The sequence below is a fragment of the Citrobacter sp. Cpo103 genome (assembly GCF_030332605.1).
Classification (GTDB): Bacteria; Pseudomonadota; Gammaproteobacteria; order Enterobacterales; family Enterobacteriaceae; genus Citrobacter; species Citrobacter portucalensis.
The window spans coordinates 727,254-753,865 of the sequence record NZ_JAOWHO010000035.1; the positions used below are offsets into that span (position 1 = coordinate 727,254).

The window sequence follows — 26,612 nt, forward strand, 5'->3', positions numbered from 1 at the left end:
GCTAAAACGTTAATTTTTTGTGCCCACGCAACTCTGGTTTACAATGAGCGCTCTCTAATCAGATGCCGTTAACGCGTCACAGTAACGAGGAAGCAGAATGAGTCGTCGCGCAGGTATGCCAACAACAAAAAAAGTGACGCAATTGGTGAATGTCGAAGAACACGTTGAAGGATTTCGTCAGGTCCGGGAGGCGCATCGCCGCGAACTGATTGATGACTACGTAGAGCTGATTTCCGATCTCATTATTGAGGTGGGTGAAGCGCGCCAGGTGGATATGGCAGCGCGACTTGGGGTTTCTCAGCCGACGGTTGCTAAAATGCTTAAGCGCCTTGCTTCAGTCGGATTGATTGAAATGATTCCGTGGCGTGGGGTGTTTTTAACCGCAGAAGGTGAACGACTAGCCCAGGAGAGCCGGGAACGTCATCAGATTGTGGAAAATTTCCTGTTGATGTTAGGCATCAGCCCGGAAATTGCCCGTCGCGACGCGGAGGGGATGGAGCATCACGTCAGTAAGGAAACGCTGGAGGCTTTTAGCCGGTTTACGCAACAGCAAGGAACTGGCTCTGAATGAGTTTTCCTTTATTACGTGCCTTACAGCGCGATCGTTTTTTCCAGCTGTTAATCATCGTTGGGGTTGTACTGAGTCTGTTCACGCCATTTACGCCCCGGTCCTGGCCAGGGGCGATTGACTGGCACACGATTATCACGCTTAGCGGCCTGATGTTACTGACCAAAGGCGTAGAGCTAAGCGGTTATTTCGATGTGTTAGGGCGTAAGATGACCCGCCGCTTCAAAACAGAGCGCCAGCTGGCGATATTTATGGTGCTGGCGGCGGCGTTGTTGTCGACGTTTCTGACCAACGACGTTGCATTGTTTATTGTTGTTCCGCTAACCATCACGCTGAAAAAATTATGTGCCATTCCGGTGAATCGCCTGATTATCTTTGAGGCGCTGGCGGTAAATGCCGGATCGTTGCTCACGCCAATAGGCAATCCACAAAACATTCTGATGTGGGGACGCTCAGGCTTATCGTTTACCGCGTTTACCTGGCAAATGGCGCCGCTTGCGGGGGCCATGATGCTGACGCTGGTGGTGCTGTGCTGGTTCAGTTTCCCGCCTAAAGCGTTGCACTATCATACCGGTACGCGCGCACCTGACTGGCAACCACGCCTGGTATGGAGCTGTCTGGCGCTGTATATCGTCTTCCTTGCGGCGCTGGAGTTAAAGCAAGAGCTGTGGGGTCTGGCGATTGTGGCGGCAGGGTTCATGGTGCTGGCGCGTCGCGTGATCCTCAGCGTGGACTGGACGTTGCTGTTAGTGTTTATGGCGATGTTCATTGATGTGCATTTGCTGACGCAGCTCCCGGCCTTGCAGGGGATTACCCACCAGATTGGCACGCTCTCAGCACCGGGACTTTGGTTAACGGCTATTGGCTTGTCGCAGTTTATCAGTAATGTGCCCAGTACGATTTTGCTGCTGAACTATGTCCCGCCGACGCTGCTGCTGGCCTGGGCGGTTAATGTGGGCGGCTTTGGGCTGTTGCCGGGATCGCTGGCGAATCTCATTGCGTTACGGATGGCAAACGACCGACGGATCTGGTGGCGTTTTCATTGGTATTCGGTACCGATGCTGATATGGGCGGCGCTGGTGGGGTATGGTTTGCTGCTGTTGATGTAATTGATGTGGTGTGCCGGATGGCGGCCGGCGCCTAATCCGGCCTACTGCGTTGGTAGGCCCGATAAGCGTAGCGCCATCGGGCATAAATAGCAGATTAGTTCAGACGAACCGGCATACCTGAACGGTTCTGTACCGCCTGCTCAACGACGGCCTGATCGACGTCAGACTGGCCGGTGATGCTGGTAATGCTCTTGGTCAGGGTAATCGGTACGATTTCTCCGCCTTCGAACTGTGCTTCAGTCGTAGACAGTGGGTTATGTACTTCGATGTAACGGCTGCCGTCTGGTTCGGTAGTGGCTTTTACCGGCTCATCGATAAACTGTACGCGGGTGCCGACTGGCACATTTTCAAACAGGAATTTGATGTCGTCGTTACGCAGACGCACGCAACCGTGGCTGACGCGTAAGCCGACGCCGAAGTTAGCATTGGTGCCATGGATGGCATACAGGCGACCGATATACAGCGCGTACAGACCCATCGGGTTATCCGGACCCGCCGGAACAACGGCTGGCAGCGGCTCGCCTGCAGCGCGGTATTCCGCATGCATTTTCGCCGTTGGCGTCCAGGTTGGGCCCGCTTTTTTACGTTCTACTTTGGTGGTCCAGTTGATTGGCGTGTCTTTGCCCAGCTGGCCGATACCGATCGGCAGAACAATTACGGTGTTGGTGCCTTTCGGGTAGTAGTACAGACGCATTTCAGCGCTGTTGATAACAATACCTTCATGCACAGTATCCGGCAGGATCAACTGCTGAGGAATGTTCAGCACGGTGCCGCCTTTCGGCAGGAAGGTATCCACGCCCGGGTTGGCTTCCAGCATGTTAGACAGACCCATCTGGTACTCTGCCGCATAGTATTCCAGCGGCTGGGTGTTGCCTTCAGGAATGGTGATAACCTGGTTTTGGCCAATTAAACGACTACCATCGGTAGGCAGCGGGTACGTGACGGCTGAAGCAGTGTTACAAAAACCAACTACCGCGAGCGCCGCCGCGAAAAGCGTTGTCAATTTCATATTCATTTTTGCGAGATTCTGAAGCCAAGCAGGCTAGTGGGTTGAGATTTATGTAGTGTTGGGCACGCATTATATGTGCATTCTGAGCAACAAGGAATTCGGATGTGTACTAAATCACATTTTTTTCCTTTTGCTTTCACTTTATCTGCGCAGCATGAACGGCGCGATCTTATTGCAGACTTATGGCATAATAAGCGGTTTGTCACATATTTCTTTCTCTTTCAGGATACGCCTGTGTTAGTTTCCAGCAACGTCACTATGCAGTTCGGCAGTAAGCCGCTGTTTGAAAATATTTCCGTCAAGTTTGGCGGCGGCAATCGTTACGGCCTGATTGGCGCGAACGGTAGCGGTAAATCCACCTTTATGAAAATTCTCGGCGGCGACCTCGAACCGACGCTGGGTAACGTTTCACTCGATCCGAACGAGCGCATCGGTAAGCTGCGTCAGGATCAGTTCGCCTTTGAAGAGTTCACCGTGCTTGACACCGTTATTATGGGTCATGCTGAACTGTGGGAAGTGAAGCAGGAGCGCGATCGTATCTACGGCCTGGCCGAGATGAGCGAAGAAGACGGCTATAAAGTGGCTGACCTCGAAGTTCAGTATGGCGAAATGGACGGCTACTCTGCGGAAGCGCGTGCGGGTGAACTGCTGCTGGGCGTAGGCATTCCGGTAGAACAGCATTACGGCCCGATGAGCGAAGTCGCGCCCGGCTGGAAGCTGCGTGTGCTTCTGGCGCAGGCGCTGTTCTCTAACCCGGACATTCTGCTGCTCGACGAACCAACGAACAACCTGGATATCGACACTATCCGCTGGCTGGAGCAGACGCTGAACGAGCGTGACAGCACCATGATTATCATTTCGCACGACCGTCACTTCCTGAACATGGTCTGTACGCACATGGCGGATCTGGACTACGGCGAACTGCGTGTTTATCCGGGTAACTACGACGAATACATGACGGCGGCAACCCAGGCGCGTGAACGTCTGCTGGCCGATAACGCCAAGAAGAAAGCACAGATTGCCGATCTGCAATCCTTCGTCAGCCGCTTTAGCGCCAACGCGTCTAAATCTCGACAGGCGACTTCTCGTGCGCGTCAGATTGATAAGATTAAGCTCGACGAAGTGAAAGCGTCCAGCCGTCAGAACCCGTTTATCCGCTTCGAACAGGATAAGAAACTGTTCCGTAACGCGCTGGAAGTGGAAGCGCTGGCGAAAGGTTTTGATGAAGGCCCGCTGTTTAAAAACTTCAACCTGCTGCTGGAAGTAGGGGAGAAGGTTGCCATCATTGGTGCCAACGGCGTGGGTAAATCCACTATGCTGAAAACGTTGGTTGGCGACTTGCAGCCGGACAACGGTACCGTTAAGTGGTCTGAGAACGCCCAGGTCGGTTACTACGCACAGGATCATGAATACGAGTTCGAAAACGATCTGACTGTTTTCGAATGGATGAGCCAGTGGAAACAAGAAGGCGATGATGAGCAGGTAGTACGTAGCTTCCTTGGCCGTCTGCTGTTCAGCCAGGACGATATCAAGAAACCTGCGAAAGTGCTCTCCGGTGGTGAAAAAGGACGCATGCTGTTCGGTAAACTGATGATGCAGAAACCGAATATCCTGGTTATGGATGAACCGACCAACCACCTGGATATGGAATCTATCGAGTCGCTGAACATGGCGCTGGAAATGTACCAGGGCACGCTGATCTTCGTTTCTCACGACCGTGAGTTCGTCAGCTCGCTGGCAACCCGCGTGATTGAAATTACGCCAGAACGTGTAATTGACTTCACCGGTAACTACGAAGATTACCTGCGTAGCAAAGGCGTCGAATAATTATCCCGTCGTTCTCGTGTTACAGGTGTGATGGTTGCACCTGTAACACGGGATACTTAGGGATAAGGGTATATAAAATTAAACAATCCCCAGCGCGCGTTTACCGTGGATATTCAAATCCTCCAGCGTGAAGCGTCCTTCCCAGTTAGTTTCATAATCCTCCCGTGGAAAATCACCCGGCGACGCACCCTTTTCCAGCGCGACCTTCACTTTGTGGGCGTAGGCCAGATTCTTTTCGCACATCGGTGCGGCAGGAATGTACATCACGTTACCCCAACCCTGCTGATTTTCCACCGGTGCGACGGAGTGAATCACATCACAATGCCACCAGACGGAGTCTCCGGCGTCCAGTTGTGGAATGCTGGTTAACGCTTCAATCAGCAGCGGATGCCATTGCGTGGAAATCGGCAGCACCCGGCCGGGCGCGACGCCGCAAAGTTCATCTTCTGGCACATCGTCAAGCAATGGGCGTAACAGTACATACGCCATCGCTTCAGGGATCGGGACCACATGCAACAATCCCTGACCTGGCAGCATATCGGACAGTGCAGTCCAGCCCTGGAAGGTACGGAATACCGAACATTTGGTGGTGTTATCCACCGTGTACTCTTCTACCTCGGTGCGATGCGCCGCCTGCCACGGATCGTAATCTTCCAGCTTGCCATTGAATACATGAGCAAAGACCTGCTGATATGCCGGAAGAAGCCAGCGTTCCAGCGCGCCGGAATCCGTATGCGCGCCCAGCCCTTTGGACGTGGTTCCCGGCGGTCGACGGCGAATGCGGTCAGGGTAAATAACGCTGACATCCGGGTTAAACCATTGTTTACCTTCGCTTGTAAAGGTCCACAAACGATTGAGAAACGACTGTGCATTGGCCATTTCTTCACTCTGGCGGGCCTGCATCTGCGCCTGGGACCAGTAGATGGGGTAGATTTCAGGTCGTGATGCGCTCAGGGTACCGAAGAAATTATCGCCTGGTCCTTTATAGACGTCGTCAAAGTGGTTGCGGTCCAGATAGTCCAGCATTGAGCTGTCCCAGCCGAGAGCCTGTTCGCGAGGGAAATGACCTTTAATAACCGCGCATCCGCGGCGCTTAATTTCTTCACGCTGCTCTGCATTTACGTGGCCAGCTTTGATATCTGCATAAGATATCACTGGCCACACCGGGGCTCCCTGTGCTTTGAGGGCGTTGATTTCTGCCACGCGGGCGGCGATAGCGTCGCTCAACTGATTGAAGATCAACTGAACATCCCCAAGCTGTGCCCGCAGTTGCCGTTTCATCTGCCGGATTGCCGCTTTGTGATCGGCGGGCAGCGTGTCGCTGGTAAAAGTAAAAGCCATATCCACCTCGCATTAACTTTCATTCGAAACAAAAATAACTTACAGATGATAATATAAGTTAAAATTTAGTTAACGCAAGTTTAAAGCTTGATGGAGTGAGCAAAATGGAAAAAGAGTGAAAACCGGGATGAGGGATACCCCGGTTGGCAGGATTAGACGTTAAAAGGGGAGGTGTTATCCAGCACTGCCTGAATTACGTTCAGCGCGCCCTGATGGTTGTTGTCGTCGGTCTGATAGCGAGCAATCGCTTTAATACTCTCTGCCGCGTTGGCCATGGCGAAAGAGTAGTGCGCCATTTTCAGCATTTCCGCGTCGTTGCCGCTATCGCCAATGGCGACTACGTTTTGCGGTGACAGGTTCCAGCGTTTAAGCAGGCGGCTGATCCCGTTGGCTTTATGTAAGCCCGGAATGATCAGATCGATAAACCCGAAGCCGCTGGTGACGGGCTTCATGATGCCGTCCAGCGCAGCATGCAGGTGATCGATAACCAATGGGATTTGTTGGTCCGGTAAATTTAGCGAGAACTTGAACAGCACATCGTCGATATCCTGATAATCTTTTACAGGTTTCAGGCGATGGTAGTGTTTTGACATCAATGCGACAAAGGACTCCGGCGCATTTTCGCTAACGTAAGCGCTTTGCAGCCCACAAGCCACAAAGTTGAGCTGCTTATCTTTTAGCAGTTCACCAATGACAATACGGGACTCGTGGCGGGTTAGCTCGCCATGAAATAGCTGTTTGCCATGTTCAAAAACTAACGCCCCGTTCTCGGCGACAAAGGAAATTTCCTCTTTGAGCTCCGGGAAAAAGGAGATCAGCTGGTAATACTGGTTGCCGCTGGCCACGACAAATTCAATATTTCGTTTTTTCAGTTCCTGATACTGCGCCATAAAACGTGCACGATCGTATTTCTTGGCGTCGTCGAGAAAAGTTCCGTCCATATCGGTGACGATAACTTTGATGGTCATAAAGATAGGCTCCTGGCGATTACTGCAACCAGAAACATTCTAATAACAATGTGACCTGTAGCACAAATTTAATTTCGAATGAAAGTAAAAAGCCGGGTGGTAGCTTCGCCTTACCCGGCAATGGGGAGGGTAGCGTGCCGGATGGCGGTGCGGAATCTCATCCGGCCGACAATATTGTTTACAGCATATGTTCAGTACGCGCGATGATGTCGTCTTGCGCATCCGGAGAAAGCGCAGTGAAGAAGGCGGAATAACCTGCTACACGGACCACCAGGTCACGATATTGATCCGGGTGTTTTTTGGCTTCCAGCAGCGTTTCACGGGAGACAATGTTGTACTGAATATGCCAGCCTTTGTGCTCTTCGAAGAAGGTGCGCAGCAGGATCATCAGCTTTTGCTTATCGGATTCATTTTCCAGCGTGGCCGGGTTGAGCTTCTGATTTAACAGCACGCCGCCAAGAATCGAACCGGTCGGCAGTTTACCCACCGAACCAATTACCGCCGTTGGGCCGAGATGGTCCGTACCGGAAGCCGGACTGGCGCCTTCTGCCAGTGGAGTGTGTGCTTTACGGCCATCCGGCGTTGCCATCGTTGCTGCGCCAAAAGGCACGTTTGCAGAAATAGACGAGGTCCCGGCGTAGTAATTGCCGCCAACCGGGCCACGTCCGTAACGCGGATTATGATACTGTTTCAGTTCATCGATATAGGTCTGATAAGCGCGGGCCAGCAGCGTATCAACGCTATCGTCATCGTTACCGTATTTCGGCGCGCCGTTGATCAGTCGTTGGCGTAACTGCTCATGGGTCAGACCGTCAAAATCATCGGCCAGCGCGGCGGCCAGCTGTTGTTGACCGATAGCGCCCTGTTCAAAGACCAGTTTCTTCACTGCAGCCAGGCTGTTACCGAGGTTGGCAATACCCACCTGCAAACCCGATACCCAGTCATACTTCGCGCCGCCTTGCTTAATGCTTTTCGCCCGCTCAATGCAGTCGTCTACCAGCGCGGAGCACAGAATATCGTGCACGTTCTCTTCCAGCATGGTATCGACGACATACTCAATTTCTATGGATTTACGCGTGTAGTAGCGGATCTGTGTATCCCAGGCGTCCATCACTTCGTCGAAATTGTTGAAGTTACCGGCTGAGAGCGCTTTTTCCTGTGGCAGAAAGACTTTGCCACTGGTGGCATCGCGCCCACCTTCCAGTGCCGCCAGCATCACGCGGGCAAAGTTAATAAAGCTCATGCCGGTGCAACGATAGCCCCATTTCCCACCAACAGCGGTTTCGATACATCCAATAGCCGCATAGTCATAGGCGTCCTGCGGTTCAATGCCCAGCTTAATGAATTCCGGTATGACGATTTCATCGTTGTTAAAGGCGGGCATCCCGAAGCCGCAGCGGATCACCTGCACGCAGGCATCGAGGAAGTCATTACTCATCCCCGCGTGATAACGCACGCTCAGGTTTGGCTGCGTAGAACGCAGGCGGCCGCAGGACTCCAGAATGGCGTAGGAGAGCGGGTTGACGGCATCCATCGGCTGACCGTTGACCAGGTTTTGACCACCAATGGTCACGTTCTGATACAGCGGACTGCCCGCCGAGGCTTTCGAATGGGAGCCGGAACGGATTTTGTTCACTTCCAGCAGTTTCAACCAGCAGCTGTGCAACAGTTCAATAGCGTGCTCACGATCAAGGCTCTGGTTCAGTTCGACGTCGCGACGATAGAATGGGTAGAGGTATTGATCCATACGACCAAACGACACCGAGTGACCGTTAGATTCAATTTGCAGGATCAACTGGATGAAATAGCACAGCTGCAGCGCCTGCCAGAATGTTTTTGGCGGCTCATGGGCGATAACATCACAGTTTTCCGCCATGGTCAGCAGTTCATCTCGACGACTGGCGCGAGTTTCTGTGGATGCCATTTTACGTGCCAGCGCGGCAAAGCGCTCAATGTGCAGGCTGACGGCCTCCAGCACGATATCTATCGCTTTCAGGAACTGATCGCCATGGAGGTCTTCCAGACATGTCAGATTGATGCGGGAGCGACGTTCATCGACTTTGTGACGCAGGCCGTCGAGACCTTTTTCCAGCAGCAGCGGGAAGTTTACCGCCAGGTGCGCGTCGCCGGAGGTCATGTTACCTTCGGCTTTGATAATGCCGGTTTCCAGCAGCCCTTTCTGCTCATCAGTGAACATCCCGTAGCAGCGATCCTGCACGGTTTGACCACGCCACCATGGGCACACCTCATGCAATACACGTTTGTTCTCTTCGCTTACCGCAAATCCTGCACCCGGTCTGTCGGCGAGGTCGTCGATCTCTTTTTCAATCCAGGAGACGGTGTATTCCGGGAAAATAGGCGCGGCACGCACTTCGCTTGCCTGGTTACCAATGATCAGTTCGTCATGTTTGATCCAGATGGTGCGTTCCGTCAGATGATGGGCTAGTGCCAGTGCGCGACGTACCGGGATAGGCTTATCCAGGTGTTGCTGATACATCTCGGTATAGTGCTGGGCGCGCTCGGTACAAACCGGTGGTTTCACGATGTGGATCAGGGCCGTTTTATGCGCTTTGATACGGTCGCTGAGTGTGTCCAGTTTCAGAGTGGTCATGGCGATTATCCTCGTAGGGTCGCGGTTAAACCTTTAAGGCTGGCGTACTGCTGGGCAAATTCGAGCAGTGCTGGCGCATCAAGCGGTTTATCCGGTGCGTTGTAGGGTTGACTGAGTAAGTGGTATTTGTTGATGCCCAGGGTGTGGTAGGGCAAGAAATGGATCTCACCGACGTGAAGCTCATCGGCGGCAAAATCGGTAATGGCCTGAATAGCAGCTTCGTCTGCGTTGAATCCCTGAATCAGCGGTACGCGGATAATCATTTTTTTACCGGCGGCAGCCAATTTTTTTAGATTTTCCAGTACGCGAGAGGCACGCCCATCGGTCCATTGTTTAAACGGCGCATCCGCCACGTGTTTTAGATCGGCCAGAAATAGATCGACGTCAGGTAATGATGGTTCAATATACTTCCACGGGACATGCAGACAGGTTTCCACTGCGGTATGAATGCCGGCGTCGTGGCTGGCCTTGAGTAACGCTGCCGCCAGCTCTGGCTGCATAAACGGTTCGCCGCCTGACAGGGTGAGGCCCCCTCCGCTGCGATCGTAAAACGGTTTATCACGCAATACGGTCGCCATGATGTCGTCCACGCTTTTTACCTCTCCACAGACGGTTAGCGCCTGCGTTGGACAGCAGTGGGTCAGCGCTGCGAGGACGTCATCGGTCAGTTTTTCGCGATGAATAAGTAATCCGCCCAGCGCCCGTTCAATCACCGCGGGTGCAGCCTGAGCACAGAGATCGCAACCGTCAAGGCACAAACGCGCGTCATAAAGCAGGTCCTGCGTGCGGGCGCGGCTTTCCGGATTCTGGCACCACCGACAGCCCAGGGAGCATCCCTTAAGGAACACCACAGTACGGATCCCGGGGCCATCATGCGTGGAGTAGCGCTGGATATTGAAAATCATAAGCGACCTCTTTTCTTTCGTATAAAGATTAAATTACTTTCGAATGAAAGTTATATTGACATGCGTCAACTAACCGTGAGGTTTCGCCGTGCTACCTTTTATTCATGCTAATTATTCGTTTGAGGAAAGCTTATGGAACTCTATTTAGATACGTCTGATGTTGATGCGGTAAAAGCCCTGGCGCGCATTTTCCCGCTGGCAGGGGTGACCACTAACCCGAGCATTGTGGCGGCAGGGAACCAGACGCTGGAAGTACTACTGCCGCAACTGCAGGAGGCGACGGGAGGGCAAGGGCGTCTGTTTGCTCAGGTGATGGCGACCACCGCCGAAGGGATGGTCAGCGATGCGCGTAAGCTGCGGGCAATCATTTCTAATATCGTGGTCAAAGTGCCGGTGACAGCAGAAGGTCTGGCGGCTATAAAATTGCTGAAAGAAGAAGGGATCCCGACGTTGGGTACTGCGGTATACGGTGCAGCTCAAGGGTTATTGGCTGCTCTGGCGGGTGCGGAATACGTTGCGCCATATGTTAACCGCGTGGATGCGCAAGGAGGGGATGGCATCCGGACGGTGACCGACCTGCAGACGTTACTGAAAATGCATGCCCCGCACGCCAAAGTACTGGCAGCCAGTTTTAAAACACCGCGTCAGGCGCTGGATTGTCTGCTGGCGGGCTGCGAGTCCATCACGCTACCGCTGGATGTTGCTCAGCAGATGATTAGCTCTCCGGCAGTTGATGCTGCCGTCGCGAAGTTTGAGCACGACTGGCAGAGTGCATTTGGACGCACGTCGATCTGATGCTGTTGCCGGATGGCGCTAACGCTTACCCGGCCTACGTTGGAGCCGTTGTAGGTCGGGTAAGGCGAAGCCGCCACCCGACTTTTTTACTGCCCGCAAACCTCACACCCCGGGTTGCGCATTAGCTTCATTTCGCGAAACTGGCAGGTCATGGCGTCGTACATGACGATTTTTCCAGACGCCGGTTTACCATAGTTTGCCAGCAACTTAATGGCCTCCATCGCCTGTAACGAGCCAATCACGCCGATCAGCGGGGCCATCACTCCTGCCTCGACGCAGGTCAGGGCGTTTTCACCGAACAGACGACTCAGGCAACGGTAGCATGGCTCTCCTTCCTGATACGTAAAGACGGTAATTTGTCCTTCCATGCGAATTGCCGCCCCAGAAACCAACGGAACCCTGGCGGCGAAGCATCCGGCATTCAGCTGATTGCGGATGCTGACGTTATCCGTACAGTCCAGCACCAAATCGTGCTCGGCGATCAGCGCGTGAATCTGGTTTTCTTCCAGCAGCGCATTCACTGGCGTAATGGCGATGTAAGGGTTAATCCGCGCCAGTGCGTCGCGGGCGGAGAGCACTTTGGGCTGTCCAACGGTCGCATCGCTGTGCAGCGTCTGGCGTTGGAGGTTCGACACGGAGACCGTGTCAAAGTCGAGCAGGGTTAAATGCCCGACGCCAGCGCCCGCAAGGTACTGGGTTGCTGCGCATCCCAGCCCCCCCAGACCAACGACCAGTACCCGCGCATCTTTGAGCGCTTCCTGACCTTCGAAATCGAAGCCGCGCAGAATGATTTGCCGGTTATAGCGCATCATCTCCTGGTCGCTGAGTTCTGCCATTACAGGCCTCCAAACAGTGCGTTAAACGGCTCGACCTCAACCCATTCTCCGGCCTCAACGTTACCGCGATCGCGCTCCAGCACGATAAAGCAGTTGCCCTGGCTAAAGGAGCTAAAAATATGCGAGCCCTGGTGTCCGGTGGTGGTGACTTCCAGTTCGCCTTCCGCAGTACGCTGCAATACACCACGTTGAAAATCCAGACGCCCTGGCGTTTTCTTCAGGCGTGAGGCGGTGCGCACGCGCTGGCGCGGAGGTAACCCACAGGCGGTGTTTCCGCTGAGTTTCGCCAGCAGCGGTTGCACCAGCTGATAAAAGGTGAGGGCTGCAGACACCGGGTTACCCGGCAGGCCGCAAAACCAGCTGTTGCTCAGTTTACCAAACGCGAACGGTTTACCCGGTTTGATGGCAAGCTTCCAGAAGGCAATTTCTCCCAGCTCTTCCAGAATGGTTTTGGTGTAATCCGCTTCGCCTACCGAAACGCCGCCAGAGCTGATGACGACGTCGGCCTGGCTGTCGGCTTCGATAAATGCGGCTCGCAGCGCGTTGGGATCGTCGCGAATAATTCCTAAGTTGATCACTTCGCAGCCCAACTGCTGCAGCATCAGGTGAACGGTCAGACGGTTTGTGTCATAAATCTGCCCGTCGCCCAGCGGCTGACCCGGCAGTTGCAGCTCATCACCGGTGGAGAACAACGCCACGCGAACTTTGCGAACGACCGGTACTTCGGCAATGCCGAGCGAGGCCAGAACAGGAAGCTCGGCGGTTGTCAGACGAGTTCCGGTAGGGAATACCACCGCGCCGTTTGCGATATCTTCGCCGCGCAGACGAATATTTTGTCCGCTGCGAACGTCGGCGGTAAAACGCACACCGTCGTCAGTTTGTTCCGTTTGCTCCTGCATCACCACGGCTTCACAACCGGCAGGCACCGGGGCACCGGTCATAATGCGGATGCAGGTTCCCGCAGGCCACTCGCCGTGGAATGGTTGACCAGCAAAGGCTTTGCCAGCCACAGCAAGAGGCTGGTCTGATTGTAAATCGGCTAATCGCACCGCATAGCCATCCATTGCCGAGTTATCGAATCCCGGCACATCAATCGGGGAGACGACGTCGGTGGCCAGAATGCGACCAAAGCATTGAACCAGCGGCAGCGTTTCGACGGCGGTAAGTGGGGTAATACGCGAAAGCATCTGAGAGAGAGCCGTTTCAAGCGGCATCAGTCCGGCGGTAAATTCCATGAGAAGACTCCTGCGGGGCAAAATCGAATCCGCTCATTATGTCAGAAAATGGACGCGGACAGTATGCTACCTCAGGCTTAGGATCCGATCTGAGACAGGTTTTCTGCCAGAGAATAGCGCTACAGGAAAAATGCAGTATAGACTCATTATTTCTGCTTTTTTCCAGGAGGCTAAATGGCTGCGACTATCCCGAATTCAATTCGACAACAGGTGAATGCCGCCAGTGCACTGATTGCGCGGATTATAGAGGGCGACCTGGTTGCTGTTCATTTGTATGGCTCTGCTGTTGAAGGTGGCTTAAAGCCCCAAAGCGATATCGATTTACTGGTTACCATTAGGCAGCCACTGAATACCTGGCAAAGAAAAGATCTGATGCAGGGTTTTCTGGAAATATCAGCACCGCCTGGCAGCGTTGATAACTATCGGGCGCTGGAAGTGACCATCGTGGTCTATTCACAACTTGTGCCGTGGCGATTCCCTCCGGCGAGAGAGATGCAGTTTGGCGAATGGTTGCGTGATGATATCTGCGCTGGCGTGTATGAACCGGCGCAGGTGGATCCTGATCTTTCCATCCTGCTGACCCAGGCCCGGCGCGCCAGCGTAGCGTTGTTCGGTGAACCCGCTGAGACGTTATTCAACGTCATCCCTTTTAGCGATGTCGTGCAAACATTTCGGCATATCCTTGATATGTGGCAGAAACCGGGCGATTTAGAAGGTGACGAGCGAAATATCATCCTTACTCTGGCGCGTATTTGGTACAGCGTAGTTACGGGCAATATTGTCGCTAAAGATGAAGCCGCCTCCTGGCTTATACCGCAATTACCCGATGAGTATGCGGATACGCTGCAAGCCGCACGTGCGGAATACCTGGGGTTAACCAAAAAGAACTGGACTGCATCTATGCCGTCTGTTGAACGCTTTGTGTTTTATGCAAAAAAACAGATTGCCGATCGGCTTGAATAATATATTCAACGATGTTGGAAGATACACTTTCTGTTTAACTCATTTAAATAACCTGATGGGATGGGGCGTGAGGTACGGGCCTTTACCTTTACATGACGTCTGCATCTTTCTATATTCAAAAATCGAATCAATAAGTCACAGAAATTCTGATATTTATAACCCCGGTACCTGCCACCTAATGGACGAAAAAAATGGGTAAAGCAGTCATTGCAATTCACGGCGGCGCAGGGGCTATCACCCGTTCGCAGCTGAGTCAGGAGCAAGAGTTGCGTTATATTCAGGCGCTGTCGGATATCGTTGAAACCGGCCAGCGGATGCTAGAGGACGGTCGTAGCGCACTGGATGTGGTGACCGAAGCCGTGCGCTTACTGGAAGAGTGTCCGTTGTTTAATGCCGGAATTGGCGCGGTATATACCCGTGATGAAACCCATGAACTGGATGCCTGCGTGATGGACGGTAACACGCTTAATGCGGGAGCCGTCGCCGGAGTCAGCCATTTACGCAATCCGATTCTCGCGGCGCGCCTGGTAATGGAACACAGCCCACACGTCATGATGATAGGTGAAGGGGCTGAGAACTTTGCCATTGCGCAGGGTATGGAACGCGTATCAGCGGATATTTTCTCTACGCCAGAACGCTATGCTCAACTGCTGGCGGCGCGAACAGCGGGTGAAACGGTGCTGGACCATAGCGCGAGCCCGCTGGATGAAAACAATAAAATGGGTACCGTGGGGGCGGTCGCGTTAGATATGTTTGGCAATCTGGCGGCCGCAACATCGACCGGTGGAATGACCAACAAATTACCGGGGCGGGTGGGTGACAGTCCGTTGGTCGGCGCAGGCTGTTATGCCAATAACGCAAGTGTGGCAGTCTCCTGCACCGGAACCGGGGAAGTCTTTATTCGTGCGCTGGCGGCCTATGACATTGCGGCGTTGATGGATTACGGCGGCCTGAGTTTATCGGAGGCGTGTGAACGCGTAGTAATGGAAAAATTACCGGCGCTCGGTGGCAGCGGCGGTTTAATTGCTATCGATCATGAGGGCAATGTCGCCTTGCCGTTTAATAGCGAAGGCATGTACCGCGCCTGGGGATACGCAGGCGATACGCCAACCACCGGTATTTATCGGGAAAAAGGAGATAGCGTTGCCACACAGTGATGAGCTTGATGCCAGCGACGTGCTGGCAGTCAGCAATCTGAATATTGCCTTTGAACAGGAGCAGCAGCGCGTCAGTGCGGTGCGCAATCTGTCATTTCGCCTGAAGCGTGGCGAAACGCTGGCGATCGTGGGCGAATCCGGTTCAGGAAAATCGGTAACAGCCTTGTCGCTGATGCGTCTGATTGAACAGGCCGGCGGCGAGGTGAGCTGCGATGAAATGCTGCTACGACGCCGTAACCGACAGGTTATTGAGCTGGGTGAACAGAGCGCATCACAAATGCGTCACGTGCGCGGTGCGGATATCGCGATGATCTTCCAGGAGCCTATGACATCGCTCAATCCGGTGTTTACCGTGGGCGAGCAGATTGCAGAGTCTATACGCTTGCACCAGGGCGCCAGCCATGAAGAGGCGATGGTAGAAGCGAAGCGAATGCTCGATCAGGTGCGTATCCCCGAGGCGAAGGCGATTTTATCGCGATATCCACACCAGCTTTCCGGCGGTATGCGCCAGCGGGTGATGATCGCCATGGCACTGTCGTGTCGCCCTGCGGTTTTAATTGCCGATGAGCCGACGACCGCGCTGGATGTCACCATTCAGGCGCAGATCCTGCAACTAATAAAAGTGTTGCAGCAGGATATGTCGATGGGAGTGATCTTCATTACCCACGATATGGGCGTCGTGGCGGATATTGCCGACCGCGTGCTGGTGATGTATCAGGGCGAGGCGGTAGAAACCGGCAGCGTTGAACAGATTTTTCACAATCCCCAGCATCCCTATACCAAAGCGCTGTTGGCAGCCGTGCCGCAGCTTGGGGCGATGAACGGGCATGAGCTTCCACGCCGTTTCCCGCTTATTTCATTGCACGATCCCAGTCATGTAGAACCGCAGACCGAGCAGGACACCGTGGTTGAAGGCGAGCCTATTCTGCGGGTACGAAATTTGGTGACGCGTTTTCCTCTGCGCAGCGGCATTCTAAATCGCGTGACTCGCGAGGTGCATGCAGTGGAAAACGTCAGTTTTGACCTGTGGCCGGGAGAAACGCTCTCGCTGGTGGGGGAGTCAGGCTGCGGGAAATCCACCACCGGGCGGGCGCTGCTGCGCCTGGTTGAGTCTCAGCGTGGGGAAATCATTTTCAACGGACAGCGTATTGATACCCTTGCTGCCAGCAAGTTGCAGCCGCTGCGTCGGGATATTCAGTTTATCTTCCAGGATCCGTATGCCTCGCTCGATCCGCGCCAGACCGTGGGATATTCCATTCTGGAGCCGCTACGGGTACATGGGTTATTGCAGGGCGATGCGGGGTCAAAACGGGTTGCATGGTTGTTGGAACGTGTAGGCTTGCTACCTGAGCATGCCTGGCGCTATCCGCATGAGTTTTCCGGCGGTCAGCGTCAGCGTATCTGTATTGCACGGGCATTGGCGCTCAATCCCAAAGTGATTATTGCCGATGAATCTGTCTCGGCGCTGGATGTTTCAATTCGTGGGCAAATCATCAACCTGATGCTCGACCTGCAGCGAGAATTGGGTATCGCATATCTGTTTATTTCCCACGATATGGCGGTAGTGGAACGGATCAGTCACCGTGTGGCGGTGATGTATCTGGGGCAGATCGTTGAGATAGGCACCCGGCGGGCGGTGTTTGAAAATCCGCAACATCCGTACACTCGCAAGCTGATGGCGGCAGTTCCGGTCGCCGATCCATCCCATCACCGTCCCCAGCGCGTGCTGTTGTCGGACGATATCCCCAGCAATATTCGCAAACGTGGCGAAGAGATTTCCCCCGTTTCGCTCCAGTTAGTTGGTCCGGGGCATTATGTTGCGCGTGGGCAACCAGAAAATGCGCTTTCGCGTTTATAACAGGCAGGCAGGGTTTAAGGAGAATAACATGACAAAAATTGTTGCTCGAAAATGGCTGGTTGCTGTGGGAGTGGTCTCTGCACTGGCCGCATCGCCTGGCTGGGCCGCCAAAGATGTGGTGGTGGCGGTGGGATCCAATTTCACGACGCTCGACCCCTATGACGCGAATGACACGTTGTCGCAGGCGGTAGCGAAGTCGTTTTATCAGGGGTTGTTTGGCCTTGATAAAGAGATGAAACTGAAAAATGTGCTCGCGGAGAGTTATACGGTTTCTGATGATGGGCTGACCTATACCCTTAAGCTGCGTCAGGGGGTGAAGTTTCAGGATGGCACCGACTTCAACGCCGTTGCGGTTAAAGCTAACCTCGATCGGGCCAGTAACCCGGAAAACCATCTGAAACGTTACAACCTGTATAAGAATATCGATAAAACCGAAGTCGTCGATCCGTCGACGGTGAAGATTACGCTGAAACAGCCGTTCTCTGCCTTTATCAATATTCTGGCGCACCCGGCAACGGTGATGATTTCTCCCGCCGCGCTGGAGAAATACGGTAAGGAGATCGGTTTCCATCCTGTGGGGACCGGGCCGTACCAGCTTGATACCTGGAATCAGACGGATTTCGTGAAGGTTAAGAAGTTCGCGGGCTACTGGCAGCAAGGGCTGCCAAAGCTGGATACGATTACCTGGCGTCCGGTGACCGACAACAACACGCGTGCAGCCATGCTACAAACTGGGGAAGCGCAGTTTGCCTTCCCAATCCCTTACGAGCAGGCGGCGTTACTGGCGAAGAACAAAAACCTGGAACTGGTGGCCAGTCCGTCTATTATGCAGCGTTATATCAGCATGAACGTCACGCAAAAACCGTTCGACAACCCAAAAGTGCGTGAAGCGCTGAACTATGCCATCAACCGCCAGGCGCTGGTGAAAGTGGCTTTTGCTGGTTACGCGACGCCGGCAACCGGCGTTCTCCCCCCGTCGATAGCCTATGCGCAAAGCTATACGCCGTGGCCCTACGACCCGGCGAAAGCGCGCGAACTGCTGAAAGAAGCAGGTTATCCGAACGGTTTTACCACTACGCTATGGTCTTCGCATAACCACAGTACCGCGCAGAAAGTGCTGCAATTTACCCAGCAGCAGCTGGCGCAGGTGGGCATTAAGGCTCAGGTTACAGCGATGGATGCTGGTCAGCGCGCCGCGGAAGTGGAAGGGAAAGCGCAGAAAGAGAGCGGGGTACGGATGTTCTACACCGGTTGGTCGGCGTCTACGGGTGAAGCTGACTGGGCGCTGTCACCGCTATTTGCATCACAAAACTGGCCGCCAACTCTGTTTAACACGGCGTTCTACAGCAATAAGCAGGTGGACAGTGATTTATCGGCAGCGTTGCAAACTAACGATCCGGCGCAGAAAGCGAAGCTGTACAAAGACGCGCAGGATATTATCTGGAAAGAGTCGCCGTGGATCCCGCTGGTAGTGGAAAAACTGATTTCGGCGCACAGCACCAGGTTGACCGGATTCTGGATCATGCCGGATACCGGATTTAGCTTTGATGATGCGGATTTAAAATAAGCTATTCATTCGGCCCCGCAGCCCAGGGGCCGGCGAAGGGAGCGTGATGCTTAACTATGTTTTCAAGCGCCTGCTGGGGTTGATTCCAACTCTGTTGATTGTTGCGGTGCTGGTATTTTTATTTGTTCACCTGCTACCCGGCGATCCGGCCCGGCTGATTGCCGGACCGGAAGCTGACGCCGAGGTGATTGAACTGGTGCGCAAGCAGCTGGGTCTGGACCAGCCGTTGCATGTTCAGTTCTGGCATTACATGACCAATGTATTGCAAGGCGATTTTGGCACGTCGATGGTTTCTCGTCGCCCGGTTTCTGAAGAGATAGCCAGTCGTTTTATGCCATCACTATGGCTGACTATTGCCAGTATGGCGTGGGCGGTATTGTTTGGTATGACGGCAGGGATCATTGCTGCCGTATGGCGAAATCGTTGGCCGGACAGATTAAGCATGACGCTGGCAGTCACCGGGATCTCGTTCCCGGCGTTTGCGCTTGGCATGCTGCTGATGCAGATATTCTCCGTTGAGCTCGGTTGGTTACCCACCGTTGGCGCTGACACCTGGATGCACTATATCCTACCGTCTATTACGCTGGGCGCAGCGGTGGCTGCGGTGTTAGCCCGATTTACTCGCGCCTCGTTTGTTGATGTGCTCAGCGAAGATTATATGCGTACCGCGCGGGCTAAAGGGGTGAGTGAAACCTGGGTGGTGTTAAAACATGGTCTGCGTAATGCGATGATCCCGGTGGTCACCATGATGGGACTACAGTTTGGCTTTTTGCTTGGTGGATCAATCGTGGTTGAGAAGGTGTTCAACTGGCCTGGGCTTGGGCGACTGTTGGTGGACTCCGTCGAAATGCGCGACTACCCGGTGATTCAGGCCGAGGTACTGTTGTTTTCTCTGGAATTTATTCTTATTAACTTAGTGGTGGATGTGCTCTACGCTGCCATTAATCCGGCTATCAGGTACAAGTAAGGATGCGATTTTTTAACTGGCGCCGACAGGCGATTTTAAATGCGATGCCCCTTGTTAAGCCAGAGCAGATACGCACACCGTGGCATGAGTTCTGGCGTCGGTTCCGTCGACAGCACATGGCGATGGTCGCTGGGCTGTTTGTATTGCTCCTGATCATGGTGGCGATTTTTGCCCGCTGGCTGACGCCATTTGATGCCGAGAATTACTTCGATTATGACCGTTTGAATGATGGGCCGTCGATGCTGCATTGGTTTGGCGTTGACTCACTGGGACGGGATATTTTTAGCCGCGTGCTGGTTGGCGCGCAAATCTCGCTGGCGGCAGGAGTCTTTGCCGTGTTTATTGGCGCGGCGATTGGTACGGTACTGGGGCTGCTGGCGGGATACTACGAAGGCTGGTGGGATCGACTGATCATGCGAATCTGCGATGTGCTGTTCGCCTTTCCGGGGATATTGCTGGCGATAGCCGTGGTCGCCGTGCTGGGCAGCGGAATTGCTAATGTGATCATTGCCGTGGCCATTTTCTCCATTCCAGCCTTCGCGCGCCTGGTGCGCGGGAATACGCTGGTGCTGAAGCAACAGACGTTTATTGAGTCTGCGCGCAGTATTGGTGCCAGCGATGCGACCATCATTTTCAACCATATTCTGCCTGGAACGGTCTCATCGATCGTGGTCTTCTTTACCATGCGAATTGGTACGTCGATTATCTCTGCCGCGAGCTTGTCATTCCTGGGATTAGGCGCACAGCCGCCGACGCCGGAGTGGGGGGCAATGCTTAATGAAGCGCGCGCTGATATGGTGATCGCGCCGCACGTGGCGATTTTCCCGGCGGTAGCGATATTCCTGACGGTGCTGGCGTTTAACTTACTGGGAGATGGTCTGCGCGACGCGCTGGACCCGAAAATTAAAGGGTAAACCGTAGGCCTGATAAGACGCTTCAGCGTCGCCATCAGGCATTGCCGGATGCGGCATAAATGCCTTATCCGGCCTACGTTGGGTTACGCTAATTAAACGCGGGTGCCCCACAGATCGTATTCATCTGCGTTTTCGACCTTCACGCGGATGATATCGCCAGGTTTCACCTTGGTTTCACCATTCAGGTATACCGCGCCGTCGATTTCTGGAGCATCAGCCATGCTACGACCAATTGCGCCTTCTTCGTCAACTTCATCAACGATAACCAGAATCTCGCGGCCCACTTTCTCCTGCAAACGTTCAGCAGAGATCTGCTGCTGCAATTGCATAAAGCGGTTCCAGCGTTCTTCTTTCACCTCTTCCGGGATTTGATCCGGCAGGTCATTAGCGCCAGCGCCTTCTACCGGGCTGTATTTAAAGCAGCCCACGCGATCCAGACGCGCTTCCTTCAGGAAGTCGAGCAACATCTGGAAGTCTTCTTCCGTTTCACCCGGGAAACCAACAATGAAGGTGGAGCGCAGCGTCAGTTCAGGGCAGATTTCACGCCACTGCTTGATGCGCGCCAGCTGTCTGTCCACGGAGCCCGGGCGTTTCATCAGTTTAAGAATACGCGGGCTGGCATGCTGTAACGGGATGTCCAGATACGGCAGGATTTTGCCTTCCGCCATCAGCGGGATCACATCATCAACGTGCGGGTAAGGGTAGACGTAATGGAGGCGCGTCCAGATCCCCAGTTTTGATAACTGTTCGCACAGATCAACCATGCTGGTTTTGACCGGCTCGCCGTTATGGAAACCGGTACGATGCTTCACATCTACACCGTAAGCAGAGGTATCCTGGGAGATTACCAGAATCTCTTTCACGCCCGCATCGACCAGACGCTTGGCTTCGCTGAGGACGTCGCCAATCGGACGGCTCACCAGATCGCCGCGCATGGATGGAATAATGCAGAACGTGCAGCGGTGGTTACAGCCCTCGGAAATCTTCAGATAGGCGTAATGGCGAGGAGTCAGCTTAACGCCCTGCTCAGGAACCAGGCTCTGGAACGGGTTGTGTTTTGGTTTTGGCACATAGTGGTGAACGTGCTCCAGAACCTGTTCATAGCTATGCGGCCCGGTGATTTCCAGTACCTTCGGGTGGACTTCACGGATCTGATCGACTTTCGCGCCCAGACAGCCGGTGACAATCACCTTACCGTTCTCATTCAGCGCTTCGCCAATTGCTTCCAGGGACTCCTGAACCGCACTGTCGATAAAGCCGCAGGTATTAACGATAACCATATCCGCGTCGTCGTAGCTTGGCACAACATCATAGCCTTCGGTACGAAGTTCGGTCAGGATGCGCTCAGAATCGACGAGGTTTTTCGGACAACCTAGTGATATAAAACCAATTTTTGCCATTTTCTTATACTGTACATTGCTCGTAATCGGGGGATTATACAGATGCCTTCACGGTACATCTATATCTGATCAGCATAAGACGGAGAGAATAAAGAGCGATACCTATAAAGAGTAGATCGGTCAGTGAAAGGTGTTTAGTGAGTCTAATTCCGGCTTTAAGTGCCGCTTCTTGGCTATAGACACTCATTATCGTAAATTTTATCTCGTCGAGCGTTACTAATGAGGTTTAATTTGAAAGATATTGTTTTGAAGTCGAAACTTGAAATGGCTAAAACTCTTTATGCTAATGGTGTGAGTTTATATTATATTTCACTTGCCACAGGCTTAAGTTGGCGTGTATTAATGACAGAATTAACGTTCATCGCCAGTCATGAGAATATTCGACAAAAAGCTAACGCTCACGTACCCAAACTTTAAATAATTCACCTGTCTATTACCATCCTGCAAAATTTGAAAGGTAACGTTAATATGTATATTTCGCCACTTCCGGTCGCCACGGACTCTGATGTTGATAAACTTAGAGATGATATTGCTAATAAACTTTTATTCACTATTGGCAAAGATCCCGCAATCGCCACGAAACGGGAGTGGCTTAATGCGACGTTATATGCGGTACGCGATCGGATGGTCGAGTGCTGGCACCGTTCTAATCGGGCGCAATTCTCTCAGGATGCGCGCCAGGTATATTATCTGTCGATGGAATTTTTAATTGGTCGTACGCTATCCAATGCATTGCTCTCTTTAGGTATTTATGACGAAGTCAGAAGCGCGCTGGAGGCAATGGGGCTTGAACTGGAAGAACTGATTGATGAAGAAAACGATCCCGGGTTAGGTAATGGTGGTCTCGGTCGTCTGGCGGCCTGCTTCCTTGATTCACTGGCGACGCTTGGGTTGCCGGGATGTGGATACGGTATTCGTTATAACTACGGTATGTTCAAACAAAATATCGTTAACGGTGTACAAAAAGAGTCGCTGGATTATTGGCTGGAATACGGTAATCCTTGGGAGTTCAAACGTCATAATACGCATTATAAAGTACGTTTTGGCGGGCGTGTTCAACAGGAGGGGAATAAAACCCGCTGGCTTGAAACTGAGGATATTCTGGCCGTGGCGCATGATCAAATTATTCCAGGTTATGCGACGGACACGACTAATACGTTACGCTTGTGGAACGTGCAGGTGAATAGCGAAGTTAATGCGGGCAAACTGAATCAGCAGGCCGACTTTGCTACTGAAGTGGAAAACAAATACCACTTCGATCGTATCTTGCGGGTTTTGTACCCGGATGATTCCACCGATGCGGGGCGTGAATTGCGTTTACGCCAGGCCTATTTCCTGGCCTCGGCGACGATTCAGGATATTCTGAGTCGTCATTATCAGTTGCACAAAACATACGACAATCTGGCCGATAAAATTGCGATTCACCTTAATGATACGCATCCGGTACTGGCGATCCCTGAGTTGATGCGTTTATTGATTGATCATCATCAGTTTAGTTGGGATAACGCGTTTGACGTGACCTGTCAGATTTTTTCTTATACCAACCATACGTTGATGAGTGAGGCGCTGGAGACCTGGCCAGTAGAAATGCTAAGTCGAATTTTGCCGCGCCATTTGCAGATTATTTTTGAGATTAACGATCGTTTTCTGAAGACCTTACAGGAACGTTATCGTAATGACAGCGATCTACTGAAACGTGTGTCGTTAATTGATGAATCCAATGGTCGCCTCGTTCGTATGGCCTGGCTGGCGGTAGTTGTCAGTCATAAGGTTAACGGCGTGTCGGCATTGCATTCAAAACTGATGACCGAATCACTGTTTGCAGATTTTGCGAATATTTTTCCCCTGCGTTTCACCAACGTAACCAATGGTGTGACTGCGCGTCGTTGGCTGGCGCTGGCGAATCCACCGCTTGCTAAAGTGCTGGACGAAAATATCGGTGACAGCTGGCGGACTAAATTAATGCAGTTGGGCGAGCTGAAGCAGTTTATAGATTATCCGTCGGTGAATGAGGCTGTGCATCGTGCGAAACGTGAAAATAAGCAGCGGCTGGCGCACCATATTGCCACTCACTACGGCGTGGTGGTGAATCCTGATGCGCTGTTTGATGTGCAGGTGAAACGCATCCACGAGTACAAGCGGCAACTCATGAATGTGCTCCACGTTATTACACGTTATAACCGGATCAAAGCCGCGCCGGATGCCAACTGGGTACCGCGAGTGAATATCTTTGCCGGAAAAGCAGCCTCCTCTTATCACATGGCAAAACAAATTATTCGCTTGATTAACGATGTGGCGCAGTTAGTCAATAACGATCCGCAGATTGGCGGCAAACTGAAAGTAGTATTTATTCCGGATTACAGCGTCAGTCTTGCTCAGCTAATTATTCCGGCAGCCGATCTGTCAGAGCAAATTTCCCTGGCCGGGACGGAAGCCTCCGGGACCAGTAATATGAAATTCGGTATGAATGGTGCGCTGACTATCGGTACGCTCGACGGTGCGAATATCGAAATGCGCGAATACGTTGGGGAAGATAACATCTTTATCTTTGGCAATACGGCGAATCAGGTTGAAACTCTGCGACGTGATGGCTATGACCCGAGGCACATCTTTGAAAAGGATGAGGAACTTCATCAGGTGCTGACGCAAATCGGTACGGGGGTGTTCAGTCCGCAGGAGCCAGGGCGTTATAGAGAGGTGTTGGATTCATTGATTAACTTCGGCGACTACTATCAGGTGTTGGCCGATTATCGCAGCTATGTAGATTGCCAGGATTCGGTGGACGAGTTGTATCGTACTCCCCGGGAGTGGACGACAAAAACCATGCACAATATTGCTAACATGGGGTATTTCTCGTCGGACAGAACGGTTCAGGAATATGCCGACCATATCTGGCGCATAGCAAAAATTCGCGTGTAATCAGTTTTTCTAACGCTCAGCCTCTCTGGTTTTCATCACAGGGAGGCTGTTTGCAAATCAGCCAGAATAGGTGAGAGGATTTTGTGGGTATTGCTTTCTTTGCGCGATGAGGCAAACACGCTAAATTGTGGCAAGGGAAACGGAGTGTTTATTTTTTTTAGTCCATACAGCTGAGCGTGTGTTTCAAATACCTTTTCCGGGATCACCCCTAAACAATGGGTATTGGACACAATCGTCAGAATCGCCGTAAACGATGAGGTAAGCAGGCAGCGTTCTCCGGTTCTGAATTTTTTATCCACAATACTGCGATGATAAATGATTTTCTCATTCTTAGTATTGTAACCGACCAGGTTAGCGTTTCTGAATTGCGCTTCACTGATGGTGTTACCATATAAAGAATTATTCTGCGAGGCCGCCAGCACCAGGCGCATATCGCATATTTTCTGGCATGAAAGACTTGCTGACTCTACAGAAAAGGTAGAAAAAACGACATCTGCCTGACGCATATTCAGCAGTTCAATAATACTCTGTTCATTCAGGTCGGCGGTAAGGTGCAGGAGGCTGATATCGGCGTCAGTCTCGATTATTCTGGCGGTGACATCTGGAATAACGATAGGGGAAATAAAAGATTCCGTATAAAGCGTTAACCTTTTCTTGGCGGCAGGCGTGGAAAGCGGCATCAGCGTTGACAGCTTATCGATAATTGGGATTGTATTATCATACAGTTCATCAGAATAGACCGTCGGTAACAGTGCATTCCCGCTACGGACAAAAAGATTATCACCCATCATTTCTCGCAGTTTTCTTAATGACTGGCTGACGGCGGAAGGTGATATGTTCAGCATGTCAGCAACTCTGGAAATGCTACCCACGCTATAGATCAAACAGAAAATGGTCAGCAGATTGAGATCAATTTTTGATAGCGTGCGAATTTTCTCTGCATCATTTGCTTTCGACATACACCCCTCATAATCAGCGCCACGGCAGGAATCACATCAGGTATAGCAAAAAATGTCAGGCCAGTCAGACACTGACCATATTCGCTGAGCACACCGTCTGGAGTTGTAACATTGTAAATTATGTTAATCAATTGAGCTTTGTTGATGTAGGACATCTATTTGTTCAAAAAACAACCATACTATTAAGTTGCACCATAGTTGGAAAGAGGAGGAACAAAGTATGGTTGTTGACAGACTGAGAACCGATCTTCTCAACAAATTGATAAACGCCCGTATCGAACTTGCCGCTTATCTGCAGTTGAGAAAAGCGAAAGGCTACATGTCAGTTAGCGAGAGCGATCGCCTGCGTGATGTTTTTTTTGCACTGAATCGCGAATTGCACGAGCAATCACAGCTTCACGGTATGCATCTTGATCAGGAAGAGTGGAATGCCCTTCATCGTGCTGAAGGGGCGTTAGCCGCCGCCGCTGTTTGTCTTATGAGTGGACATCACGATTGTCCAACCTTCATCGCCGTTAACGCAGAGAAACTGGAAAACTGCCTGACAACGCTGACGCTGAGTATCCAGTGTTTACAATCTTATCCAACGCTGGAACACGTCTGAATCAGGGGGAGGGCGCTCCCCCTTTTCGTTAAGATTATGTAAATATGGCAGGATAATTCCCCTTGCTGGCTACGCTTTATGCAGAGCTATTCAGGAGGTG

The 26,612-nt window shown here is 52.4% G+C and carries 21 protein-coding genes; 12 read left to right on the plus strand and 9 right to left on the minus strand.

Annotation, left to right across the window (positions count from 1 at the left end; genetic code table 11):
* Positions 1–97 precede the first annotated feature (97 nt).
* Both mntR and OGX89_RS19995 read left to right on the plus strand, forming a co-directional pair.
* Positions 98–571 (plus strand): manganese-binding transcriptional regulator MntR, encoded by a 474-nt coding sequence (mntR, locus tag OGX89_RS19990; protein WP_003831586.1) that lies wholly within the window; start codon positions 98–100, stop codon positions 569–571.
* Positions 568–1,677, plus strand: a complete 1,110-nt coding sequence (locus OGX89_RS19995) for an anion transporter (protein WP_003831588.1) — start codon at positions 568–570, stop codon at positions 1,675–1,677. Before mntR ends, OGX89_RS19995 begins: the two co-directional genes overlap by 4 nt.
* A gap of 94 nt (positions 1,678–1,771) precedes the next feature.
* Here the strand turns inward: OGX89_RS19995 and ldtB are convergent, their stop codons facing one another.
* Positions 1,772–2,692 (minus strand): L,D-transpeptidase, encoded by a 921-nt coding sequence (gene ldtB / locus OGX89_RS20000; protein ID WP_063940654.1) that lies wholly within the window; start codon positions 2,690–2,692, stop codon positions 1,772–1,774.
* Positions 2,693–2,920: 228 nt separating this feature from the next.
* On the opposite strand from ldtB, the gene OGX89_RS20005 reads away from it, so the two are divergent.
* Positions 2,921–4,513: an ABC-F family ATPase gene (locus OGX89_RS20005; RefSeq protein WP_032934551.1), complete on the plus strand. Its 1,593-nt coding sequence runs from the start codon at positions 2,921–2,923 to the stop codon at positions 4,511–4,513.
* A gap of 78 nt (positions 4,514–4,591) precedes the next feature.
* Here OGX89_RS20005 and OGX89_RS20010 read toward each other — a convergent pair whose 3' ends face one another.
* From OGX89_RS20010 to OGX89_RS20025, 4 genes are all read right to left on the minus strand, one after another.
* Positions 4,592–5,854 (minus strand): DUF1479 domain-containing protein, encoded by a 1,263-nt coding sequence (locus OGX89_RS20010; RefSeq protein WP_003831596.1) that lies wholly within the window; start codon positions 5,852–5,854, stop codon positions 4,592–4,594.
* 152 nt (positions 5,855–6,006) lie between these two features.
* Positions 6,007–6,822, minus strand: coding sequence for a Cof-type HAD-IIB family hydrolase (locus tag OGX89_RS20015; protein WP_126318719.1), 816 nt, complete (start codon positions 6,820–6,822; stop codon positions 6,007–6,009).
* Positions 6,823–7,000: 178 nt separating this feature from the next.
* Complete coding sequence (locus tag OGX89_RS20020) at positions 7,001–9,433, minus strand: glycyl radical protein (RefSeq protein ID WP_126956721.1); 2,433 nt, start codon at positions 9,431–9,433, stop codon at positions 7,001–7,003.
* 5 nt (positions 9,434–9,438) lie between these two features.
* A complete protein-coding gene (locus OGX89_RS20025) occupies positions 9,439–10,338 on the minus strand; it encodes a glycyl-radical enzyme activating protein (protein ID WP_126956723.1) in 900 nt (299 codons plus the stop codon).
* 132 nt (positions 10,339–10,470) lie between these two features.
* Here OGX89_RS20025 and fsa point away from each other — a divergent pair, with 132 nt between their 5' ends.
* Positions 10,471–11,133, plus strand: a complete 663-nt coding sequence (gene fsa / locus OGX89_RS20030) for a fructose-6-phosphate aldolase (protein ID WP_126956725.1) — start codon at positions 10,471–10,473, stop codon at positions 11,131–11,133.
* A gap of 86 nt (positions 11,134–11,219) precedes the next feature.
* Here the strand turns inward: fsa and moeB are convergent, their stop codons facing one another.
* Both moeB and moeA read right to left on the minus strand, forming a co-directional pair.
* Positions 11,220–11,969 carry a molybdopterin-synthase adenylyltransferase MoeB gene (moeB, locus tag OGX89_RS20035; protein ID WP_003831603.1) on the minus strand — a complete coding sequence of 250 codons (750 nt, stop codon included), beginning with the start codon at positions 11,967–11,969 and terminating at the stop codon, positions 11,220–11,222.
* Positions 11,969–13,204: a molybdopterin molybdotransferase MoeA gene (gene moeA / locus OGX89_RS20040; RefSeq protein ID WP_003836978.1), complete on the minus strand. Its 1,236-nt coding sequence runs from the start codon at positions 13,202–13,204 to the stop codon at positions 11,969–11,971. Before moeA ends, moeB begins: the two co-directional genes overlap by 1 nt.
* A gap of 174 nt (positions 13,205–13,378) precedes the next feature.
* On the opposite strand from moeA, the gene OGX89_RS20045 reads away from it, so the two are divergent.
* The 6 genes from OGX89_RS20045 to gsiD all read left to right on the plus strand — a co-directional run bounded on the left by OGX89_RS20045 (position 13,379) and on the right by gsiD (position 20,630).
* Positions 13,379–14,167: an aminoglycoside adenylyltransferase family protein gene (locus OGX89_RS20045; RefSeq protein WP_126956727.1), complete on the plus strand. Its 789-nt coding sequence runs from the start codon at positions 13,379–13,381 to the stop codon at positions 14,165–14,167.
* 191 nt (positions 14,168–14,358) lie between these two features.
* Positions 14,359–15,324 carry a beta-aspartyl-peptidase gene (gene iaaA / locus OGX89_RS20050; RefSeq protein WP_003836974.1) on the plus strand — a complete coding sequence of 322 codons (966 nt, stop codon included), beginning with the start codon at positions 14,359–14,361 and terminating at the stop codon, positions 15,322–15,324.
* Positions 15,311–17,182, plus strand: a complete 1,872-nt coding sequence (gene gsiA, locus OGX89_RS20055; RefSeq protein WP_126956729.1) for a glutathione ABC transporter ATP-binding protein GsiA — start codon at positions 15,311–15,313, stop codon at positions 17,180–17,182. Before iaaA ends, gsiA begins: the two co-directional genes overlap by 14 nt.
* A 28-nt stretch (positions 17,183–17,210) precedes the next feature.
* Positions 17,211–18,749, plus strand: a complete 1,539-nt coding sequence (gene gsiB, locus OGX89_RS20060) for a glutathione ABC transporter substrate-binding protein GsiB (protein ID WP_126956731.1) — start codon at positions 17,211–17,213, stop codon at positions 18,747–18,749.
* A gap of 46 nt (positions 18,750–18,795) precedes the next feature.
* Positions 18,796–19,716 (plus strand): glutathione ABC transporter permease GsiC, encoded by a 921-nt coding sequence (gsiC, locus tag OGX89_RS20065; protein ID WP_048235754.1) that lies wholly within the window; start codon positions 18,796–18,798, stop codon positions 19,714–19,716.
* A 2-nt stretch (positions 19,717–19,718) separates the two neighbouring features.
* Entirely contained in the window at positions 19,719–20,630 is a 912-nt protein-coding gene (gene gsiD, locus OGX89_RS20070; RefSeq protein ID WP_003831612.1) for a glutathione ABC transporter permease GsiD, read from the plus strand.
* Positions 20,631–20,722: 92 nt separating this feature from the next.
* On the opposite strand, the gene rimO is transcribed toward gsiD, so the two are convergent.
* The gene (gene rimO / locus OGX89_RS20075; RefSeq protein ID WP_003831616.1) at positions 20,723–22,030 is read right to left on the minus strand and encodes a 30S ribosomal protein S12 methylthiotransferase RimO; all 1,308 of its coding nucleotides are present in this window, start codon (positions 22,028–22,030) and stop codon (positions 20,723–20,725) included.
* A 468-nt stretch (positions 22,031–22,498) separates the two neighbouring features.
* Here rimO and glgP point away from each other — a divergent pair, with 468 nt between their 5' ends.
* Positions 22,499–24,949 (plus strand): glycogen phosphorylase, encoded by a 2,451-nt coding sequence (glgP, locus tag OGX89_RS20080; RefSeq protein WP_286561001.1) that lies wholly within the window; start codon positions 22,499–22,501, stop codon positions 24,947–24,949.
* 35 nt (positions 24,950–24,984) lie between these two features.
* Here the strand turns inward: glgP and OGX89_RS20085 are convergent, their stop codons facing one another.
* Positions 24,985–25,908, minus strand: coding sequence for a LysR family transcriptional regulator (locus OGX89_RS20085; protein ID WP_063940643.1), 924 nt, complete (start codon positions 25,906–25,908; stop codon positions 24,985–24,987).
* Positions 25,909–26,128: 220 nt separating this feature from the next.
* Between OGX89_RS20085 and bssR the strand changes: the two genes are divergently transcribed.
* Positions 26,129–26,512 carry a biofilm formation regulator BssR gene (bssR, locus tag OGX89_RS20090; RefSeq protein WP_048225978.1) on the plus strand — a complete coding sequence of 128 codons (384 nt, stop codon included), beginning with the start codon at positions 26,129–26,131 and terminating at the stop codon, positions 26,510–26,512.
* The last annotated feature ends 100 nt before the right edge of the window (positions 26,513–26,612 follow it).

Excerpts from the sequence above, each read along its gene's own strand:
- mntR (WP_003831586.1), top strand. The coding sequence starts at position 98 with ATGAGTCGTCGCGCAGGTATGCCAACAACAAAAAAAGTGACGCAATTG.
- OGX89_RS19995 (WP_003831588.1), top strand. The coding sequence starts at position 568 with ATGAGTTTTCCTTTATTACGTGCCTTACAGCGCGATCGTTTTTTCCAG.
- ldtB (WP_063940654.1), bottom strand. The coding sequence starts at position 2,692 with ATGAATATGAAATTGACAACGCTTTTCGCGGCGGCGCTCGCGGTAGTT.
- OGX89_RS20010 (WP_003831596.1), bottom strand. The coding sequence starts at position 5,854 with ATGGCTTTTACTTTTACCAGCGACACGCTGCCCGCCGATCACAAAGCG.
- OGX89_RS20015 (WP_126318719.1), bottom strand. The coding sequence starts at position 6,822 with ATGACCATCAAAGTTATCGTCACCGATATGGACGGAACTTTTCTCGAC.
- OGX89_RS20020 (WP_126956721.1), bottom strand. The coding sequence starts at position 9,433 with ATGACCACTCTGAAACTGGACACACTCAGCGACCGTATCAAAGCGCAT.
- OGX89_RS20025 (WP_126956723.1), bottom strand. The coding sequence starts at position 10,338 with ATGATTTTCAATATCCAGCGCTACTCCACGCATGATGGCCCCGGGATC.
- fsa (WP_126956725.1), top strand. The coding sequence starts at position 10,471 with ATGGAACTCTATTTAGATACGTCTGATGTTGATGCGGTAAAAGCCCTG.
- moeB (WP_003831603.1), bottom strand. The coding sequence starts at position 11,969 with ATGGCAGAACTCAGCGACCAGGAGATGATGCGCTATAACCGGCAAATC.
- moeA (WP_003836978.1), bottom strand. The coding sequence starts at position 13,204 with ATGGAATTTACCGCCGGACTGATGCCGCTTGAAACGGCTCTCTCTCAG.
- OGX89_RS20045 (WP_126956727.1), top strand. The coding sequence starts at position 13,379 with ATGGCTGCGACTATCCCGAATTCAATTCGACAACAGGTGAATGCCGCC.
- iaaA (WP_003836974.1), top strand. The coding sequence starts at position 14,359 with ATGGGTAAAGCAGTCATTGCAATTCACGGCGGCGCAGGGGCTATCACC.
- gsiB (WP_126956731.1), top strand. The coding sequence starts at position 17,211 with ATGACAAAAATTGTTGCTCGAAAATGGCTGGTTGCTGTGGGAGTGGTC.
- gsiC (WP_048235754.1), top strand. The coding sequence starts at position 18,796 with ATGCTTAACTATGTTTTCAAGCGCCTGCTGGGGTTGATTCCAACTCTG.
- gsiD (WP_003831612.1), top strand. The coding sequence starts at position 19,719 with ATGCGATTTTTTAACTGGCGCCGACAGGCGATTTTAAATGCGATGCCC.
- rimO (WP_003831616.1), bottom strand. The coding sequence starts at position 22,030 with ATGGCAAAAATTGGTTTTATATCACTAGGTTGTCCGAAAAACCTCGTC.
- glgP (WP_286561001.1), top strand. The coding sequence starts at position 22,499 with ATGTATATTTCGCCACTTCCGGTCGCCACGGACTCTGATGTTGATAAA.
- OGX89_RS20085 (WP_063940643.1), bottom strand. The coding sequence starts at position 25,908 with ATGTCGAAAGCAAATGATGCAGAGAAAATTCGCACGCTATCAAAAATT.
- bssR (WP_048225978.1), top strand. The coding sequence starts at position 26,129 with ATGGTTGTTGACAGACTGAGAACCGATCTTCTCAACAAATTGATAAAC.